Origin of the sequence: Frigoribacterium sp. Leaf415 (genome assembly GCF_001424645.1) — a bacterium.
In the GTDB taxonomy this organism is placed as follows: domain Bacteria; phylum Actinomycetota; class Actinomycetes; order Actinomycetales; family Microbacteriaceae; genus Frigoribacterium.
In genome coordinates, this window is sequence record NZ_LMQR01000001.1 from 1829849 (window position 1) to 1848945 (window position 19097).

Below are 19097 nucleotides of genomic sequence, written 5' to 3' on the forward strand. Positions count from 1 at the left end.
ACACGCATGCAGACTAACCGGTGACGACTCGGGGAACCCCCTAGAGTTGGCCTTTCGAGGAGTGGGTGTGTCGCAGATAGAGTCAAGTTGGAAGTTCGCGGAAGAACTCGTCACCGAGAGCGACGCGATCGCCGAGGCTCGACAGCATTCGCTCGAGGTCGGCGTCGAAGCCGTCTCGCCGGCGGTGGGTGCCCAGCTCGCCGTCGTCGCCGCCGCCTCGAACGCCTCGTCGATCATCGAGGTCGGCACGGGCCTGGGCGTGAGCGGACTCTGGCTGCTCTCGGGCGCCCCCGGTGCCGTCCTGACGACCATCGACCGCGAGATCGAGCACCAGCAGGCCGCCCGTGACGCCTATCTGCAGGCGGGCGTCCCGGCCAGCCGCTTCCGCCTGATCGCAGGCCGCGCGGCCGACGTGTTGCCTCGCATGAACGAGAACTCGTACGACATCGTCTTCGTCGACGCCGACCCCGGCTCGGTCATCGAGTACGTCGAGCACGGCCTTCGACTCGCCCGTCCCGGCGGACTCGTCCTCGTCGCGCACGCGCTCTGGCACGGCCGGGTGGCCAATCCCGCCGTCCGCGACACCACGACCACGGGCTTCCGCACCTTGCTGACCGAGGTGTCGACCTCACAGGCCGTGATCAGTTCGCTCTCGACGGCGGGCGACGGCCTGCTCTCGCTCGTCAAGCGCTGAGACGCCCACGCCCGGCGTGGCGCCCGGGCTCGTGCGTCGGGCGGCAGGCGGCAGACGGCGGGCAGCAGACGGCGGGCACGCGCACGGACGCCCCGCGCGTCGCAGGTGCGACGGGCGGGGCGTCCGGGGCTATTAAGGAGGTGGCCGACTAGGCGCTCACGACGCCGGCGAGGGCGTCGTGCAACTCTTTGGCTTCGTCGTCGTTGACCGACACCACGAGGCGTCCCCCACCCTCGAGCGGAACACGCACGATGATGAGACGGCCCTCCTTAACGGCTTCCATAGGCCCGTCGCCGGTCCTCGGCTTCATGGCTGCCATCAGATAGTCCCCTTTCGCAAGTTGCTGGTCCCATTATCCGTGATTTCCAGCCCCCGACCTAAACGACGCCGTCCGACGACCGATCACGGCGGCGTCCAGTCGTACCCGTTCACCCACCAGCAGTAGTAGAGCCACACCCACTGGGCCGCCACGAACACGGCGACGAGCAGCGCGCGGTAGACCTTCGAGCGCGGGACCGCGAGCACGCCCAGCAGAGGGAAGAGCGGCATCAGGAGCCTGAAGGTACTGGACTGCGGGAAGAACACGGCCAGCAGGTAGAGCGCGTAGGCGACGCCCCACAACCTCAGGTCGACGCTCGTCCGGCGCGCCCACGGCGACAGCATCAGGGCCGTGAAGGCGAGCAGGGTCAGGACGAGCAGGGCGATGCCGGAACCACCCGGAAACCACCAGTTCGCCCCGTCGACCCAGGGGGTGAACGGCACGAGCGGCCCGTAGCCGATGTACGCCGCCCGCCACGCGAGCTCGGTCTCGGTGTAGGCACCCGGCACGCCGGTCACCGCACCGGCGACGATCAGCCACGCGACGCCGAACACGGCCGTGGCCGCTGCTGCCGCCGCCACCCGGACCCGCTCGCGCACCGGGAAGGGATCGTCGTGCCGACGCCACCAGCGCAGCACCCCGTGCAGTCCGATCGCGAGGGCGAGCGGAAGGGCCCCGGGCCGCGTGAACGACATGACCAGCACGACCGGCAGCATCGCCAGGTACTGTCGCCGCACCAGCAGGAGCAGGCTCGCGCAGAGCAGCAGCAAGAACATCGACTCGGCGTAGGCCACCTGCAGCAGCGGCGACAGGGGCGCCACGCAGAAGAGGACGACCGCGAACAACGAGGTCGACTCGGGCAGCGAGTGCCGCATGAGGCGGTAGAACAGCAGGGCCGTCCCCGCGGCGCAGGCGACCGACACGACGACGGCGAGCGTCGCGAAGGGCAGGCCCGTCAGGGTCATCAGCCCACCGACGACGAACGGGTAGGCGGGCATGAACGCCCAGGCGTTCTCGCCCACGTGACCGTCGCCCGTGATCGGCAGGTCGCTCGGGTACCCCACCGCGGCGATGATGTAATACCAGTGACCGTCCCAGATCGTCGCGAAGCTGCCGTAGTCGGGGCTCGCGAGGGTCCACGCGTTGGCCTGCTGGGCACCGGCGAAGGTGAGCAGCGCGATCGTGCTGACGACGCGCGACAGCACGAACGCCACGAGCACCCGGGCCCACCACGGCGTGAGGCGGTAGTGCAGCACGAGACGCCTCGACGGCGAGATCGGTCTGCGGGGGGCGTGACGCGAGAGCGGGGACGAGGAGGCGCGGCTCGCCTCGTCGACGGTCAGGCCGTCAGCCACGCCCGCAGTCCGCGCTCGTTGTCGAGGATCTGCTCCACGGGCACGCGCTCGTCGTCGTGGTGGGCCAGCATCGGGTCGCCGGGCCCGTAGTTGACGGCGGGCACGCCGAGGGCGGAGAAGCGCGCGACGTCCGTCCAGCCGTACTTGGGCTTGGCCTCGCCGCCGACGGCGCGGAGGAACTGCTGCGCGAGCGGGGCGTCCAGGCCGGGCCGGGCGCCGGGAGCGAGGTCGACGATCGTGACGTCGAAGCCCTCGAAGAGCTCGCGCACGTGGGCGACGGCCTCGTCGGCGCTGCGGCTCGGGGCGAAACGGTAGTTGACGTGCACCATGCACTCGTCGGGGATCACGTTGCCGGCCACGCCACCCGTGATGCCCACGGCGTTGAGGCCCTCGCGGTAGACGAGCCCGTCGACCTCGACCTCACGAGCCTCGTAGGCCGCCAGCACGTCGAGGATCGGCGCGGCCTTGTGGATGGCGTTGTCGCCGACCCACGACCGAGCACTGTGCGAGCGGGCACCGAAGGTGCGGATCTCGGCGCGGAGGTTGCCGTTGCAGCCACCCTCGACCCCGCTGTTGCTCGGTTCGCCCAGGACGGCGAAGTCACCGGCCAGCAGGTCGGGCCGGAGGCGCGCGAGGCGACCAAGGCCGTTCAGCGCGTCGGAGACCTCTTCGTGGTCGTACCAGACCCACGTCACGTCGACGTTCGGTTCGGTCAGCTCGACCGCGAGGCGGAGGTGCACGGCACAGCCGGCCTTCATGTCGACGGTCCCCCGGCCCCACAGGTACTCGACGTCGCCCTCGGTCTCGTAACGCGTGGGCACGTTCTCGTTGATGGGCACGGTGTCGACGTGACCGGCGATCACGACCCGAGAGGCCCGGCCCAGCTGCGTCCGCGCGACGATCGCGTCACCGTCACGGAACAGCTCGAGGTGGTCGCAGCCCTCGAGCGTGGCCCAGATCTCGTCGGCGACGAGGCGCTCGTCGCCCGACTCGGACCGGATGTCGCAGAGCTGCCTCGTGACGTCGACGGGCGAGACGGAGAGGTCGATCGGTGCCATGCGGGCGAGTTTACGGGCCGACGGCACGGGTCGCCTCCGAACCGGCTCGTCGGCGGCTGCCGATACGCTCGGGTCCATGACTTCCGACGCCACCGCCACCGCCCCGACCCACGCCTACGGGTACGGCCTCGCGACCGTCTCGCACGACGGCACCACGCTCGACACCTGGTTCCCCTCCCCCCGGCTCGGCACCCTGCCGGCCGACCGCGACCCCGAGATCGTCCCGGCCGAGCTGGCCGACGCGGCCGGCCCCGACGAGCGCCGCGCGGTGGACCTCGTCCCGGTGACGGTCGAGATCGACCTGAGCGCGCCTCCTGCGTCCACGCCCGACGCGTACCTCCGCCTGCACCTGCTGAGCCACCTGCTCGTGAAGCCCAACACGATCAACCTCGACGGCGTCTTCGGGCACCTGCCCATCGTCACGTGGACGAACGCGGGCCCGGTCCACCCCGACGACTTCGCGCGCCTGCGTCCGACGCTGCAGCGAGCGGGCATCGTCGCGACCGGCATCGACAAGTTCCCGCGCATGCTCGACTACGTCTCCCCCGACCGCGTCCGCATCGCCGACGCCTCGCGGGTGCGGCTCGGTGCGCACCTGGCCCCGGGCACCACCGTGATGCACGAGGGGTTCGTCAACTTCAACGCGGGCACCCTGGGTTCGTCGATGGTCGAAGGCCGCATCTCGCAGGGCGTCGTCGTGGGCGACGGGTCCGACATCGGCGGCGGCGCCTCGATCATGGGCACGCTGTCGGGCGGCGGCACCCAGCGAGTGACGATCGGTGCCCGCGCCCTGCTCGGCGCCAACGCCGGCATCGGGATCGCGATCGGCGACGACACCGTCGTCGAGGCCGGACTCTACGTGACGGCCGGCACCAAGGTCGTCGTCGTGGGCGGCACGCCGACCCACGACGGGTCGCCGCAGACCGTCAAGGCCGTCGAGCTCTCGGGCCAGCCCGGGCTGCTCTTCCGCCGCAACTCGCTGACCGGTGCCGTCGAGGTCCTGCCCCGCAAGGGCCACGGCATCACGCTGAACTCGCAGCTGCACGCGTAGCCGGACGAGGCAGCACCACCCCGCCTCCAAAACGCCAGAAGATGGGCACGACGCCAGGTTTTCGCCTGGCGTCGTGCCCATCTTCTGGCGTGGTGGCGTGGTAGCCGATCGCCCCGACGGGCTAGCGCTGCGGCCAGTCGCGCTCGGTCGCGCCCAGGTACAACTGCTGGGGGCGGCCGATCTTGGTCGTCGGGTCGGTGTTCATCTCACGCCAGTGGGCGATCCAGCCGGGCAGGCGCCCGATCGCGAAGAGCACGGTGAACATGCGGGGCGGGAAGCCCATCGCCTTGTAGATGACGCCCGTGTAGAAGTCGACGTTCGGGTAGAGCCTGCGCTCGACGAAGTAGTCGTCGGCCAGGGCGATGCCCTCGAGCTCCATCGCGATGTCGAGCAGGTCGTCCTTCACGCCGAGGGACTCGAGCACCTCGGTGGCGCTCTCTTTGACCAGCTTGGCGCGGGGGTCGTAGTTCTTGTAGACGCGGTGGCCGAAGCCCATCAGCTTGACGCCGGCCTCTTTGTTCTTGACCCGCTCGACGAAACGCTCGACGCCCTGGCCGCTGTCGCGGATCTCGGCGAGCATCTTGAGGACGGCCTCGTTGGCCCCGCCGTGCAGCGGCCCGTAGAGGGCGCTGATGCCGGCCGAGATCGACGAGAACATGTTGGCCTGGGTCGAGCCGACGAGGCGCACGGTCGACGTCGACGCGTTCTGCTCGTGGTCTTCGTGCAGGATGAGCAGACGCTCGAGCGCCTTCGAGAGGACGGGGTTGACCTCGTACGGCTCGGCCATCGTTCCGAAGTTCAGCTTGAGGAAGTTGTCGACGAAGCTCAGCGAGTTGTCGGGGTAGAGGAAGGCCTGCCCCAGGCTCTTCTTGTGCGCGTAGGCCGCGATGACCGGCAGCTTCGCCAGCAGTCGCACGGTCTGCAGCTCGACCTGCTCGGGGTCGTGCACGCTCATGCTGTCTTCGTAGAACGTCGACAGGGCGCCGACCGCGCTCGACAGCACCGACATCGGGTGCGCGTTGTGCGGCAGGGCGTCGAAGAAGCGGCGCAGGTCTTCGTGCAGCAGCGTGTGCCGCCGGATGCGCGCGTCGAAGTCGGCGAGCTGGTCGGGGGTGGGCAGTTCGCCGTAGATCAACAGCCAGGCCGTCTCGAGGTAGGTCGAGTTCTCGGCGACTTGTTCGATCGGGTAGCCCCGGTAGCGCAGGATGCCCTGATCACCGTCGATGTAGGTGATGGTGCTTCGGGCGTTGGAGGTGTTCACGAACCCCGTGTCGAGGGTCGTGTAACCGGTCTGCTTGGTGAACGTCGAGATGTCGATCGCCGAGGCACCCTCGGTGCTCGCGACGATCGGGAACTCGGCTGTTCCCCCCGGGAACTGCAGCGTGGCCTTCTGGGCGTCGTTGGCAGTGTCAGTCACCCGGTCAGCCTAGCGGTCAGCTGCCGAGTCGCCCCACGGCGGCGTCGATGCGCTCGTCGGTCGTCGTGAGCGCCACGCGGACGTGACGACCGCCGGCCGGCCCGTAGAACGACCCGGGAGCGACGAGCACTCCGCGCTCGGCGAGCCAGGACACCGTGACCCAGGCGTCCTCGTCGCGCGTGGCCCAGAGGTAGAGCCCGGCCTCGCTGCGGTCGATGCGGAACCCGGCCGCCTCGAGGGCGGGCTGGAGGCTCGCTCGGCGGGCCGCGTACCGTGCCTTCTGCTCGACCACGTGGGCCTCGTCGGCCAACGCGACCACCATGGCCTGTTGCACCGGGGCCGGCGGCATGAGCCCTGCGTGCTTGCGCACGGCGAGCAGCTGCCCGACGACGTGGTCACAGCCCGCGACGAAGCCCGCGCGGTACCCGGCGAGGTTGGACTGCTTGCTGAGCGAATAGACCGAGACGACGCCGCGGAGGTCGTCACCGACCACGCGCGGGTCGAGGATGCAAGGTGTGGGGCGATCGGCCCAGTCGCCCGTCCACCCCAGCTCGGCGTAGCACTCGTCGCCGGCGATCACGGCACCGAGTTCGCGCGCACGGGCCACGGCCGCACGCAGGCCCTCGACGCCGAGCACGGCTCCGTCGGGGTTGCCCGGGCTGTTCAACCAGACCAGCTTCGTCGACGCGGGCCACTCGGCCGGGTCGTCGGAGGCGAGGGCCGTCGCGCCGACGAGGGCGGCACCGAGCGCGTAGGTCGGGTAGGCGTTCGTCGGATAGACCACCGTGTCGCCCGGGCCGACCCCGAGCCAGAGGGCCATGCCTGCGATGAGTTCTTTCGAGCCGATGGTGGGCAGCACGTTCGCGTCGCCGAGCCCGGTGACTCCGCGGCGCCGCTCGTACCACTCGGCGATGGCCGACCGCAGGGCCGGGGTGCCGGCCACCTGCGGGTACGAGTGGGCGTCGGTCGCGACGGCCAGGGCCTCGCGGACGACGTCGGGCGTCGGGTCGACGGGCGAGCCGACGCTGAGGTCGACGATGCCACCGGGGTGACGTCGGGCGGTCGCCGCGTACGGCACCAGGGCGTCCCAGGGGAACTCGGGAAGGTCGAGTGCCACGGAGGCCGACCTAGGCGCCGGCGCCCTGAGGAGGCAACGCCGAGATCACGGGGTGGTCCTTGGCGATGACGCCGACCTTGGCCGCGCCGCCGGGCGAGCCGATCTCGTCGAAGAACTCGACGTTGGCCTTGTAGTACTCGGCCCACTTGTCGGGCAGGTCGTCTTCGTAGTAGATGGCCTCGACGGGGCACACCGGCTCGCACGCACCGCAGTCGACGCATTCGTCGGGGTGGATGTAGAGCGAGCGTTCGCCCTCGTAGATGCAGTCGACGGGGCACTCGTCGATGCAGGCACGGTCTTTGACATCGACACAGGGAAGTGCGATCACGTACGTCACGTCTGGGGGGTTCCCTTCGCGTCGGGCAGGGCGTCCAGCCTATCGTCTGCCGGCTGTGCCTCGACCGAGGAGGCGCGGGTCGAGCCGCCGGACGGCGTCGCGCCCCCGGCGACCGGGCCCCGCAACCGCGGCCACCCGAGCACCACGAGGCAGATCAGGAACACCCCGCCGAGCCAGACCAGGGCGGGCGTGTTGTCGGGCACGAGGATCGATCCGCCCGGACTCGCCTGCCACAGGACGACGAGCGCCCCGAGCAGCCCGACGGCGGCGGCGCCGGCCATGGCCCGCGAGCCGAAGACCGAGCGGAGGCCGGCGAGGAGCGTGAGGCTCATCAGGAGCGCGAGCACGAGCCCGGACCAGATCGGCGAGCCGGCGACGGTGATCGTCGACTGGTGCATCACGGTGCCGATGGTGCCGAACACCGCCCCGGCGGCGAGCGCCAGCACGAGCGCGGCGACGCGACCGCCCGTCGTCATCTGCGCCATCTCGGAGGCGTCCCCGTCGGTCGTCGGCTCGGGCACGAAACGGAACGACTCACGGACCGTCACGGGCTCGACGACCCCGTGGGGGTAGCGGATGCCGGCGCGGCCGCCCGGGAGGTCGACCACCTCGACCTGGCTGCGATGGTCGCGCAGCGCCGCGAGCTTGCGGGGTGCGACGTGCCGGGCGTCCATCGTGAGCACGGTGTCGTCGGTGGCGAGGGCCTCGGCTTCGGCGCCCTCGGCCGACTCCGCGCCGGCCACGATCGCGAAGAACGGCACGCCGACGAGGCGCGCGGCGCGCACGGCGACCCGGTTGGCCCGGACGTGGTCGGGGTGGTGGTAGCCGCCGTCCTCGTCGTAGCTGATGATCGCGGTCGGGCGCACGGACTGCACGACGGCCGACAGGTCGCTCACGACCTCGCCGAACTCGGCGGCGCAGAAGGCCGCGGGGTGCAGGTCGGGCGTCGGCCCGGCCACGCCGTCGGACCGCCAGACCATGCCGCTGTCGCGGTAGGCCCGTTCGGGAAGGCCGGGCGTGCGGGCTCCGGGCGAACCGAGGAACCGGTGGTCGTCGACGCCGAGGTCGTGCATGGCGGCGGCGATCTCGCCCTCGCGGTGGACGGCGAGGGCGGCCTGGTCGCCTCGGAGGACGGCGAGGTCGTCGGGGATGACCTCGCCCAGCTCACCTCGTGTGCAGGTCACGACGGTGACGGCGGCACCGGCCTCGACCAGGGCGGCGATCGTGCCACCCGTGGTGATGGTCTCGTCGTCGGGATGGGCGTGGACGAAGAGCACGCGCTCGAGCCGCGGGTCGCCGGCAGTCGAGGGCGACGCGGGCGTCGGCGAGGCGGAGGAGTTCATCACTGGACAGGATATGCCGAGCCGCACTACTGTCGGTCTGGCTCAGGGTGCCCTAAGTGAGGTTAGCCTAACCATACCAGCCCGTTCGGTCCTGTCCCGGCCCGACCCGGCGTGGTCCACCGTGAGCCCGATCCCGCCCCCGCTCGACGACGAGCTCCACTCCCCTCCGAGAAAGCCGTCCCCGTGCTCGCCAACTACCTCATCGGACTCCGAGAGGGCCTCGAGGCCGCTCTCGTGGTCGGCATCCTCATCGCCTACGTGGTCAAGATCGGCCGGCGCGACGTCCTCCCCCGCCTCTGGCTGGGCGTCGGCGCCGCGGTCGTCCTCTCCCTCGGACTCGGCGCCGTGCTGACCTTCGGCACCTACGGGCTCACCTTCCAGGCCCAGGAGATCATCGGCGGCGGACTCTCGATCGTGGCCGTGGGCTTCGTCACCTGGATGGTCTTCTGGATGGCTCGGACCGCGCGCGGCCTGCGCGGCGAACTCGAGTCGGGCCTCGACCGGGCGCTCGTCGGCGGTGCCGGGGCGATCGTCGCCCTGGCCTTCCTCTCGGTCGGACGCGAGGGCATCGAGACCGCCCTCTTCGTCTGGGCCACGGTGCAGTCGACCGGCGGCGGCGCGACACCCCTGGTGGGCGCGCTCCTCGGCATCCTCTCGGCCGTCGCGATCCAGGTGGCGATCTACCGCGGCGTGGTCCGCCTCGACGTCGCCCGGTTCTTCCGGGTGACCGGCTACTTCCTCGTCGTCGTCGCGGCGGGCGTCCTCGCCTACGGGGTGGGCGACCTGCAGGAGGCGTCCGTGCTGCCGGGCCGCGCCTCCCTGGCTTTCGACGTGAGCGCGGCCGTGCCGCCGACAAGCTGGTACGGCACCCTGCTGCAGGGGCTCGTCAACTTCACGCCGACGCCGAGCTGGCTGCAGGTGGTCGTCTGGCTCGCCTACCTCGCCGTCGTCGTCCCCTTCTTCGTGCGCGCGACCCGGCGCCGTCGCCCCGGCACCCCGAGCACGTCCGACTCGTCCGGCTCGGCCACGACCCGCGGCACGTCCACCTCCCCGACCACCCCGTCCCCCCGCACCGCAGGAGCATCCCGATGATCGCCAGCCCCCTCCGCCCCCTCGCCGTCGCCTCGGGCGTCGCCGCGCTCGCACTGGCCCTGACCGGGTGCGTCGCGAACGCCCCGGCCGGCTCCTCCGCGGCCACCGCCGTGACCGTCGACGGCTCCGACGACTCGTGCTCGCTGTCGACGACCTCGGTGCCGAGCGGCCCCGTCACGTTCACCATGACGAACACCGGCAGCGACAACAGCGAGTTCGAGCTGCTCGCCGACGACGGCCTCCGCATCATCAGCGAGAAGGAGAACATCGGCCCCGGCACCACGGGCTCGATGACGGTCTCGGTGCCGGCCGGCGACTACTGGACCGCCTGCGTGCCGGGGCTCGTCGGAGAAGGTGTGCGCGCCTCCTTCACGGTGACCGACTCGGGCACGGCCGTCGAGGCCACGGGCAGCGAGAAGCAGCAGATCGACGCCGCGGCGACGGCCTACGTCGGCTACGTCAAGGACCAGACCGGGCAGCTCGTCACGGCCACCGAGGAGTTCCTCGCCGCGTACACCGCCGGCGACGACGAGAAGGCGCGATCGCTCTACCCGTCCGCGCGGGCGCACTACGAGCGCATCGAGCCCGTGGCCGAGTCCTTCGGCGACCTCGACCCCAAGATCGACTTCCGTGAGGCCGACGTCGAGCCCGGCACCGAGTGGACCGGCTGGCACCGCATCGAGAAGGACCTCTGGCAGCCCGCGGCGTCGGACAACGGAGGCGCGGCGTACGTCCCCCTGACGGCCGACGAACGCACGCACTACGCCGACCTGCTGACGAGCGACACGAAGGACCTCTACGACGAGGTCACGGCGAGCGACTTCACGGTCGGGATCGACACGATCGCCAACGGCGCGGTCGGCCTGATGGACGAGGTGGCCACCGGCAAGATCACCGGCGAGGAGGAGATCTGGTCGCACACCGACCTCTACGACTTCCAGGGCAACCTCGAGGGCGCCCGGGTGGCGTTCGACGGAGTGCGTGACATCGTCGACCAGAAGGACCCCGAACTGGCGACCTCGATCGACGCGCAGCTGACGAAGGTCGAGACGCTGCTCGCGGGTTACGGCAGCCTCGACGCGGGCTACTCCTCGTACACCGACCTGACCGACGCCGACAAGAAGAAGCTGTCGGACGCCGTCAACGCCCTCAGCGAGCCGCTCAGCAAGCTGACCTCGGCGCTGGTCGCCTGACGGTGACGGACGGAGGCGGCCTCTCGCGCCGCGGTCTGTTGGGGCTCGTCGGCACGGGGGTCGGAGCCGGCGTCCTGGGGCTCGGGGTCGGGATCGGCACGGACCGAGCCGTCCAGGCGCATGCCGACGGGTCGTCCGGCGCCTCGGCGTCGTACCCGTTCTTCGGTCGACACCAGTCGGGCATCGTCACCGCCGCGCAGGACCGCCTGCACTTCGCCTCGTTCGACGTCGCGGACGGCGTCTCCCGCGCCGACCTCGTCGAGCTGCTGAAGGACTGGAGCTACGCGGCGTCGAGACTCACGGCAGGCCTCGACGTCAGCCCGACGGGTGCCACGGGCGGCAGCCTCCTGGCACCGCCGGACGACACGGGCGAGGCCACGGGTCTGCCCGCCGCCGGACTCACGGTCACGATCGGCTTCGGGCCGACCCTGTTCACCACCGCCGACGGCACCGACCGCTTCGGACTCGCGTCGAAGCGGCCTCCGGCCCTCGTCGACCTGCCGCACTTCTCGGGCGACCAGCTCGTGGCGGCCGCGAGCGGCGGCGACCTCTGCGTCCAGGCATGCAGCGACGACCCCCAGGTCGCGGTCCACGCGATCCGCAACCTCTCGCGGATCGCCTTCGGCCGCGCCTCCCTGCGGTGGTCCCAGCTGGGCTTCGGCCGCACCTCGTCGACGACCCGCGGTCAGACGACGCCGCGCAACCTCTTCGGCTTCAAGGACGGCACGGCCAACGTGAAGGCCGAGGACGTCGCCGCGGTGGACGACGGCGTCTGGGCGACCGCGTCCGACGGAGCGGGATGGATGGACGGCGGCTCGTACCTCGTCGCCCGGAAGATCCGCATGACGATCGAGACCTGGGACCACGCCTCTCTGGCGGAGCAGCAGACGGTCGTGGGCCGCGACAAGGGCGAGGGGGCCCCGCTCTCGGGCGGGACCGAGTTCACGGCACCCGACTTCGCCGCCGCCGCCTCGACCGGTGACGGTCCGGCCATCGCACCCGACTCGCACGTCGCCCTGGCGCACCCGCAGAACAACGACGGGGCCACGCTGCTGCGGCGAGGCTACAACTTCGTCGACGGCAACGACGAACTCGGCCGCCTGAACGCCGGGCTGTTCTTCATCGCGTTCAACCGCGACCCCCGGCGGCAGTACGTGCCGATCCAGCAGGCGCTCTCGAGGAACGACCGGATGAACGAGTACGTCAAGCACGTCGGGTCGGCCCTCTTCGCGGTGCCGCCCGGGGCGTCACGAGACGGCTGGGTCGGCGAGACGCTCTTCGGCTGACGCGGCTCCCGACGGCTCGGGACCCGCCGGGGCCGAGGGACCCACCGCAGGTCGTCAGACGGACGTGACGACGTACGTGGCGATCGCCTGACCCTCGCTGTCGGTCGAGACGGTGAGCACGACGCGGTACGCGGCGCCGGTGAAGGTGCCGAAGCCGCTCTCGGCGTCGGTGTCGACCCCCGAGGCCGTGTAGCCGGCGGCCTCGAGCTGCCGCTGGGCGACGGCGAACTGGTCGGCGCCCGAGACGGTGATCTGGGCGACCCATCCGGTGCCGTCGGGACCTGCTCCCCCACCACGGGTCGTCCCCGGGACGAGCGGCACCTCGGCCGGGAAGCTCGCGGGCAGGGTGCCGTCGGTCGTGATGCCGGCACCGTTGAGCGCCTCGCCGGCGGCGTCCTCGACGGCCTTCTGCGCGGTGCCCTTGAGGTTCTCGATGCCGCTGTCGACGGCGCCGCCCACGATGTTGTCGACGGGCGAGCCCTCACCGCAGGCGGTGAGACCGGCCACGAGGCCGGCCGCCAGCGCGAGCGTGGCGGCGGAGCGGGCGAGGGTCGTCTTCTGGATCAGCACTCCGCGAGGTTAACGGTGGTCGCTGGGGGCGGGCGCAGAACGTGCCGACAACGCACGAAGGAGGCGGTCCGCGGTGATGCGGACCGCCTCCTCGGCGGGTGGTGCGGTGGTGCTTACGCGTTCTGCTTCTTTAGGCGAGCCGTGCTCCGCTGGCGGGCCGACGCGTCGAGCTCGACCTTGCGGATGCGGATGGCGTCGGGGGTGACCTCGACGCACTCGTCGTCACCGGCGAACTCGAGGGACTCTTCGAGCGACAGCACCTTGGAGGGCGTCATCGACTCGAAGTTGTCGGCCGTCGACTGACGCATGTTGGTCAGCTTCTTCTCTTTGGTGATGTTGACGTCCATGTCGTCGGCGCGCGAGTTCTCGCCCACGACCATGCCCTCGTAGACCTCTTCGGTCGGCTGCACGAAGAACGACATGCGCTCCTGCAGGTTGATGATCGCGAAGGGGGTGACGACACCCGAGCGGTCGGCGATGATCGAACCGTTGGTGCGGGTCGAGATCTCGCCGGCCCAGGGGCCGTAGCCGTGGCTGATGCCGTTGGCGATGCCGGTGCCGCGCGTGTCGGTGAGGAACTGCGTGCGGAAGCCGATCAGGCCGCGCGAGGGGACGATGAACTCCATGCGCACCCAGCCCGAGCCGTGGTTCGCCATGTTCTCCATGCGGCCCTTGCGGGCGGCCATCAGCTGCGTGATGGCACCGAGGTACTCGTCGGGCACGTCGATGGTCATGTGCTCGAACGGCTCCTGGAGCTTGCCGTTCTCGTCACGACGGGTGACGACCTGGGGCTTGCCGACGGTGAGCTCGAAGCCCTCGCGGCGCATCTGCTCGACGAGGATGGCCAGGGCGAGCTCGCCGCGCCCCTGGACCTCCCACGCGTCGGGACGTCCGATGTCGACGACCTTGAGGCTGACGTTACCGATCAGCTCGCGGTCGAGGCGGTCCTTCACCATGCGGGCGGTGAGCTTGTGGCCCTTGACCTTGCCGATGAGCGGCGAGGTGTTCGTGCCGATCGTCATCGAGATGGCGGGGTCGTCGACCGTGATGGTCGGCAGCGGCCGCACGTCGTCGGGGTCGGACAGCGTCTCGCCGATGGTGATGGTGTCGAAGCCGGCGACGGCGACGATGTCGCCCGGGCCCGCGCTCTCGGCCGGGTAGCGGTCGAGGGCCTTGGTGATCAGCAGCTCGGTGATGCGGGCGTTGACGACGGAACCGTCGGCCTTGACCCAAGCCACCGTCTGGCCCTTCTTCAGCGTGCCGTGGAAGACGCGCAGCAGGGCGAGGCGACCGAGGAACGGCGAGGCGTCGAGGTTGGTGACGTGCGCCTGGAGGGGGTGCTCGTCGTCGTAGGTCGGCGCGGGCACGTGCGTCAGGATCGCGTCGAACAGCGGCTCGAGGTCGGCGTTGTCGGGCAGCGAGCCGTCGGCGGGCTTGTTGGTCGACGCGGCGCCGTTGCGACCCGAGGCGTAGACGACGGGCACGTTGAGGATCGCGTCGAGGTCGAGGTCGTCGACCTCTTCGCTCAGGTCGCTCGCGAGGCCCAGCAGCAGGTCTTGCGACTCGGCGACGACCTCGTCGATGCGCGCGTCGGGGCGGTCGGTCTTGTTGACCAGCAGGATGACGGGCAGCTTGGCCGCGAGGGCCTTGCGCAGCACGAAGCGCGTCTGGGGCAGGGGACCCTCGGACGCGTCGACGAGCAGCACGACGCCGTCGACCATGGACAGGCCGCGCTCGACCTCGCCACCGAAGTCGGCGTGGCCGGGGGTGTCGATCACGTTGATGGTGATCGGGCCGTCGGTCGCGTGCTCGCCGTTGTAGAGCACCGCGGTGTTCTTCGCGAGGATCGTGATGCCCTTTTCGCGCTCGAGCTCGTTCGAGTCCATCATGCGGTCTTCGGTGTCGAAGTGCGCGTCGAAGGAGTTGGTCTGCTTGAGCATGGCGTCGACGAGGGTCGTCTTGCCGTGGTCGACGTGGGCCACGATCGCCACGTTGCGCAGGTCGCTGCGGATGGCAGTCGCCATGGATGTGTTCCTTACGAGAAGAGAGAGGGGGAAGTGGTCGGGTCAGAGCCCGGCGAAGACAGTCTACGGCACGTGGTAAAGGGACCCCTCCGCCATGGTCTTCCGAAGGCGAGGGGGACGCTTCGGGTCCCCCACATGACCGCTTGTCACCTTTTCGTCCTGGTGGGAGCGTGAGGCCCTGGGCCACTCGCCCACCGAACGGAGGACACCATGAAGAAGCGCATCGCATCCGTGTTGTTGGGGCTCGGCCTGGTCGCCGGAGCCGTCGCCGCTCCTGCTGCGGCACAAGCGGCGGTCGCCAGCACCTCGCCCGGTTACTCGTCCCTGAACGCCTGCAACGCCGGAGCCAAGACGTACCGCCAGACCGGACTCACGATCACGTCGGCCTGCACGTACTACTCGGGCTCCAAGACCTGGAACTTCACCTACAGCGCCTGACGCCGACCGACGTCCGCGACGACGAAGGGCCCCGCCGTCCGGCGGGGCCCTTCGTGGTCACCGAACGGATCAGCGGCCGAACTCGAAGTTCGCGCCGGGGATCGCTTCGAGCAGTTCGCGCGTGTACTGCTGGGCCGGGTTGGCGAAGATGTCGTCGGTCGTGCCCGCCTCGACGACGCGACCCTTCTGCATGACGCTGACGTTGTCCGCGATGAGGCGGACGACGGCGAGGTCGTGCGTGATGAAGAGGTAGGTCAGCCCGAGTTCGGTCTGCAGGTCGGTGAGCAGGTCGAGGATCTGCCCCTGGACGAGGACGTCCAGGGCCGAGACCGCCTCGTCGAGGACGATGACGTCGGGCTTGAGCGCGAGCGCCCGGGCCACGGCGATGCGCTGACGTTGACCACCGGAGAGCTCGTTCGGGTACCGGTTGACCGTCGACGCGGGCAGGGACACCTGATCGAGCAACTCTCGGACGCGGGCCTGACGACTGGAGCGGTCGCCGATGCCGTGCGTGACGAGCGGCTCGGCGATCGTGTTGCCCACGCTGTACATCGGGTCGAGCGAACCGTAGGGGTCCTGGAAGACCGGCTGGACCCGACGACGGAAGTCGAAGAGGTCTCGGCCCTTCAGCGCTCCGACGCTCTGGCCGCCGACCGACACGGTGCCCGACGTGATCGACTCGAGCTGGAGCACGAGCTTGGCGACGGTCGACTTGCCCGAGCCGGACTCACCCACGAGCGCCATCGTCGTGCCCCGCGGGATCGAGAACGACACGTCGTCGACGGCCCGCAGGTCGGTCGTCTTGAAGCCACCCTGGCGGATCTTGTAGACCTTCGACAGGTTCGTCACCGAGATGTACTCGGAGTCCTTCTTCCCGGCCTCCTCGCGCTGACGGGCGCGAGCGATGAGCTCGGCGTCGTCGGCCCCCTCGTCGGAGATCTCGAGCCCGTGGGAGTGCGTGGGCGCGATGCTCGACTGGATGCGCTGGCTGGCGAGAGACGGCGCGGCCGCGACCAGCCGCTGCGTGTACGGGTGCTGCGGGTTGGCGAGGATCTCTTTCGAGGGCCCCGACTCGACGACACGACCCTTGTACATGACGACGAGCTTCTCGGCCCGCTCGGCGGCGAGGCCGAGATCGTGCGTGATGAAGAGCACCGAGGTGCCGTAGTCCCGGGTCAGGGTCTCGAGGTGGTCGAGGATGCGGCGCTGGACGGTGACGTCGAGAGCTGATGTGGGCTCGTCGGCGATCAGGAGCTTGGGCCGTGACGACAAGCCGATGCCGATCAGCACGCGCTGACGCATGCCGCCCGAGAACTGGTGCGGGAATTGCTTGAGGCGGTCGCCTGCGTCGTTGAGTCCGGCCTCTTTCAGGACGTCGACGGCGCGCTGGCGGACCGCGGTCTTGCCCGTCGCGACACCGTTCGCCCGGATCGCCTCCTCGACCTGGAAGCCGATGCTCCACACGGGGTTGAGGTTCGACATGGGGTCTTGCGGCACGTAGCCGATGTCGCGACCGCGGATGGCCTGCATCTCGGCGGCGCTGACCTTCGTGAGGTCCTTGCCCTCGAAGAGGATCTGGCCGCCCGTGACCTCGCCCGTGCCGGGCAGCAGGTCGATGATGGACGTGGCGGTCGTCGACTTGCCCGAGCCGGACTCACCCACGATCGCGAGGCTCTCGCCTTGACGGATCGTGAGGTCGACCCCGCGCACGGCGTCGACGTACCCTGCCTGCGTCTTGAAGCCGATCTTGAGGCCTTTGATCTCGAGCAGGGGCGTCGACGACGAAGCGGTGCCCGCCGTCTCGGGTCGGGTGGAGGTGTCGGTCATCGACGTGCCCTCGCCTTCGGGTCGAGGGCGTCGCGCACGACGTCGCCCATGAGGAGGAACGACAGCACCGTCACGGACAGCGCCGCGGCGGGCCAGAAGAGGGGCATCGGCGCGACACGGAGCGAGTTGCGCGCCGCGTTGATGTCGTTGCCCCAGGACATGGTGCTCGGCGGCAGCCCGATGCCGAGGAACGACAGTGTCGCCTCGGCCACGATGAACGTGCCGAGCGAGACCGTCGCCACGACGATGACCGGGGTGATGGCGTTCGGCACGACGTGCCGGACCAGGATGCGGAAGCGGGACACCCCGAGCGCGGCCGAGGCCGTGACGTAGTCGGCGGCCCGTGCGCTGAGGACCGAACCGCGCATGACGCGCGCGATCTGGGGCCAGGCGAAGACCGACAGCACGAGGGCCACGGTGAGGGGCGTCCGCGTCGGCAGGATCGACATCAGCACGATGGCACCGAGGACGGTGGGGATCGCGAAGAAGATGTCGCCGATGCGCGAGACGACCGCGTCGAGCCATCCGCCGTAGAAGCCGGCCAGCGAGCCGATGACGATGCCGACGACCGTGACGATGATCGTCGCGATCAGACCGACGGTCAGCGAGGCACGGGTACCCCAGACGATGCGGGCGAACACGTCGGTGCCCTGGAACGTGAAGCCGAGCAGGTGGCCTGCCGACGGGCCCTCGTTGCTCCGGGGCAGGTCGGCGGCCGTCGGCGAGACGCTGGTGAACAGTCCGGGGACGAGCGCCACCACGATGACGACGACGATGAGGAACGCCGCGATCCAGAACGTGGGGCGACGCTTCATGGCGTCCCACGCGTCGTTCCAGCTGCTGCGGGGTTTCTCGGACTCGTCGATCGCGTCGACGGCCTTGACGGGCGTCTCGTCGAGATCGGCGACGAAGTGGTCGGCGGACAACGCCGACGAGTCGTTACTTGGCATAGCGGATCCTCGGGTCGAGAAGGGCGTACAGCAGGTCGACGAGGAGGTTGGCGATCATGAAGATGATCACCATCACCGCGACGAACGAGACGACGGTGGGGCCCTCGCCGAGCGTGATCGCCCGGTAGACGGTGCCGCCGACGCCCTGGATGTTGAAGATTCCCTCGGTCACGATGGCACCGACCATCAGCGAACCGATGTCGACGCCGAGGTAGGTGACCACGGGGACGAGCGAGTTGCGCAGGATGTGCACGGTGACGACGCGGCCACGGGTGAGCCCCTTGGCCGACGCGGTGCGCACGAAGTCGGCGCTCGAGTTCTCGGACACGGAGGCGCGGGTCAGCCGGACGATGTACGCGAACGACACCGAGGCGAGCACGATGGCCGGCAACACCAATTCGTCCCACGGCGCCTGCGAGCTGACCGTCGTGCGGAACAGACCGAGCTGGATGCCGAAGACGTACTGCAGCAGGAAGCCGATGACGAACGTCGGCACCGAGATGAGCAGCAGGCTGACGACGAGGGCGCTCGTGTCGAAGAGCTTGCCCTTGCGGAGGCCCGCGATCAGACCCACGACGATGCCGGCGACGGCCTCGAAGAGCAGGGCGAGCATCGCGAGTCGGAACGTGATGGGGAACGCGCGGATCAGCTCGTCGACCACGGGACGACCGGAGAAGGTCGTGCCGAGGTCGCCGGTGAACAGGCCGCCGATGTACAGCAGGTACTGCACGATGAACGGCTGGTCGAGGTTGTACTCGGCGCGGATGGCCTCGATGACGGCTGGCGACGGGGTCTTGTCACCGAACAGCGCTGCCACGGGGTCACCGGGCAGTGCGAAGACCATGAAGTAGATGAGGAACGTCGCCCCGAAGAAGACGGGGATCAGTTGGAGGAGCCGGCGTCCGGTGTACCAGAGCATCAGGCTTCCTCGGACGTCTGCGCGTGCATCGTTATCGCAATCGTGTGGAGGGAGGGGTGGGTGGGCCCGCCGAAGGGGCCCGGACAGTGCTAGCACTGCCCGGACCC

General features: G+C 70.1%; 18 protein-coding genes. 6 read left to right on the forward strand and 12 right to left on the reverse strand.

From position 1 onward, the window contains the following. Window positions 1–67 precede the first annotated feature (67 nt). On the forward strand, window positions 68–694 hold the full coding sequence (locus tag ASG28_RS08420) for an O-methyltransferase (protein WP_055977269.1): 627 nt from the start codon (window positions 68–70) through the stop codon (window positions 692–694). Window positions 695–842: 148 nt separating this feature from the next. Here ASG28_RS08420 and ASG28_RS16040 read toward each other — a convergent pair whose 3' ends face one another. The 3 genes from ASG28_RS16040 to dapE form a co-directional block, all read right to left on the reverse strand. After that, window positions 843–1013 carry a DUF3117 domain-containing protein gene (locus ASG28_RS16040; protein ID WP_071256769.1) on the reverse strand — a complete coding sequence of 57 codons (171 nt, stop codon included), beginning with the start codon at window positions 1011–1013 and terminating at the stop codon, window positions 843–845. Between the two features lie 83 nt (window positions 1014–1096). Beyond that, on the reverse strand, window positions 1097–2368 hold the full coding sequence (locus ASG28_RS08425; protein ID WP_235477693.1) for a hypothetical protein: 1272 nt from the start codon (window positions 2366–2368) through the stop codon (window positions 1097–1099). Then, entirely contained in the window at window positions 2353–3426 is a 1074-nt protein-coding gene (gene dapE / locus ASG28_RS08430) for a succinyl-diaminopimelate desuccinylase (RefSeq protein ID WP_055974040.1), read from the reverse strand. Before dapE ends, ASG28_RS08425 begins: the two co-directional genes overlap by 16 nt. A 76-nt stretch (window positions 3427–3502) precedes the next feature. On the opposite strand from dapE, the gene dapD reads away from it, so the two are divergent. Further along, window positions 3503–4477: a 2,3,4,5-tetrahydropyridine-2,6-dicarboxylate N-succinyltransferase gene (gene dapD, locus ASG28_RS08435; RefSeq protein WP_054145328.1), complete on the forward strand. Its 975-nt coding sequence runs from the start codon at window positions 3503–3505 to the stop codon at window positions 4475–4477. Between the two features lie 121 nt (window positions 4478–4598). On the opposite strand, the gene ASG28_RS08440 is transcribed toward dapD, so the two are convergent. Genes ASG28_RS08440 through ASG28_RS08455 form a run of 4 tightly spaced genes read right to left on the reverse strand, consistent with a single transcriptional unit; the run spans window position 4599 to window position 8691 of the window. Continuing rightward, window positions 4599–5894 carry a citrate synthase gene (locus ASG28_RS08440; protein WP_082454515.1) on the reverse strand — a complete coding sequence of 432 codons (1296 nt, stop codon included), beginning with the start codon at window positions 5892–5894 and terminating at the stop codon, window positions 4599–4601. Between the two features lie 16 nt (window positions 5895–5910). Then, a complete protein-coding gene (gene dapC / locus ASG28_RS08445; protein ID WP_055974043.1) occupies window positions 5911–7011 on the reverse strand; it encodes a succinyldiaminopimelate transaminase in 1101 nt (366 codons plus the stop codon). A gap of 10 nt (window positions 7012–7021) precedes the next feature. After that, complete coding sequence (gene fdxA / locus ASG28_RS08450) at window positions 7022–7348, reverse strand: ferredoxin (RefSeq protein WP_043595461.1); 327 nt, start codon at window positions 7346–7348, stop codon at window positions 7022–7024. Then, entirely contained in the window at window positions 7345–8691 is a 1347-nt protein-coding gene (locus ASG28_RS08455; RefSeq protein ID WP_055974045.1) for a PIG-L family deacetylase, read from the reverse strand. Before ASG28_RS08455 ends, fdxA begins: the two co-directional genes overlap by 4 nt. Before the next feature lie 183 nt (window positions 8692–8874). Between ASG28_RS08455 and efeU the strand changes: the two genes are divergently transcribed. Genes efeU through efeB form a run of 3 tightly spaced genes read left to right on the forward strand, consistent with a single transcriptional unit; the run spans window position 8875 to window position 12262 of the window. Beyond that, a complete protein-coding gene (gene efeU / locus ASG28_RS08460; protein ID WP_055974047.1) occupies window positions 8875–9783 on the forward strand; it encodes an iron uptake transporter permease EfeU in 909 nt (302 codons plus the stop codon). After that, window positions 9780–10976: an iron uptake system protein EfeO gene (gene efeO, locus ASG28_RS08465; RefSeq protein WP_055974049.1), complete on the forward strand. Its 1197-nt coding sequence runs from the start codon at window positions 9780–9782 to the stop codon at window positions 10974–10976. The genes efeU and efeO overlap by 4 nt, the downstream gene beginning before the upstream one ends. Continuing rightward, on the forward strand, window positions 10973–12262 hold the full coding sequence (efeB, locus tag ASG28_RS08470; RefSeq protein WP_055974051.1) for an iron uptake transporter deferrochelatase/peroxidase subunit: 1290 nt from the start codon (window positions 10973–10975) through the stop codon (window positions 12260–12262). The genes efeO and efeB overlap by 4 nt, the downstream gene beginning before the upstream one ends. 54 nt (window positions 12263–12316) lie before the next feature. On the opposite strand, the gene ASG28_RS08475 is transcribed toward efeB, so the two are convergent. Together ASG28_RS08475 and typA are read right to left on the reverse strand one after the other, a co-directional pair. Next, window positions 12317–12832 (reverse strand): hypothetical protein, encoded by a 516-nt coding sequence (locus ASG28_RS08475; protein ID WP_157485678.1) that lies wholly within the window; start codon window positions 12830–12832, stop codon window positions 12317–12319. 113 nt (window positions 12833–12945) lie between these two features. Then, entirely contained in the window at window positions 12946–14856 is a 1911-nt protein-coding gene (gene typA / locus ASG28_RS08480; RefSeq protein WP_055974054.1) for a translational GTPase TypA, read from the reverse strand. A 210-nt stretch (window positions 14857–15066) separates the two neighbouring features. On the opposite strand from typA, the gene ASG28_RS08485 reads away from it, so the two are divergent. Next, window positions 15067–15294: a hypothetical protein gene (locus tag ASG28_RS08485; protein ID WP_043595467.1), complete on the forward strand. Its 228-nt coding sequence runs from the start codon at window positions 15067–15069 to the stop codon at window positions 15292–15294. Between the two features lie 69 nt (window positions 15295–15363). On the opposite strand, the gene ASG28_RS08490 is transcribed toward ASG28_RS08485, so the two are convergent. From ASG28_RS08490 to ASG28_RS08500, 3 genes are read right to left on the reverse strand one after another with little or no spacing between them, the layout of a single operon-like run. Beyond that, entirely contained in the window at window positions 15364–17121 is a 1758-nt protein-coding gene (locus tag ASG28_RS08490) for a dipeptide ABC transporter ATP-binding protein (protein ID WP_055974057.1), read from the reverse strand. Then, window positions 17118–18071, reverse strand: coding sequence for an ABC transporter permease (locus ASG28_RS08495; protein WP_055974059.1), 954 nt, complete (start codon window positions 18069–18071; stop codon window positions 17118–17120). Before ASG28_RS08495 ends, ASG28_RS08490 begins: the two co-directional genes overlap by 4 nt. Beyond that, a complete protein-coding gene (locus ASG28_RS08500; protein WP_043595472.1) occupies window positions 18061–18990 on the reverse strand; it encodes an ABC transporter permease in 930 nt (309 codons plus the stop codon). Before ASG28_RS08500 ends, ASG28_RS08495 begins: the two co-directional genes overlap by 11 nt. Between the last annotated feature and the right edge of the window lie 107 nt (window positions 18991–19097).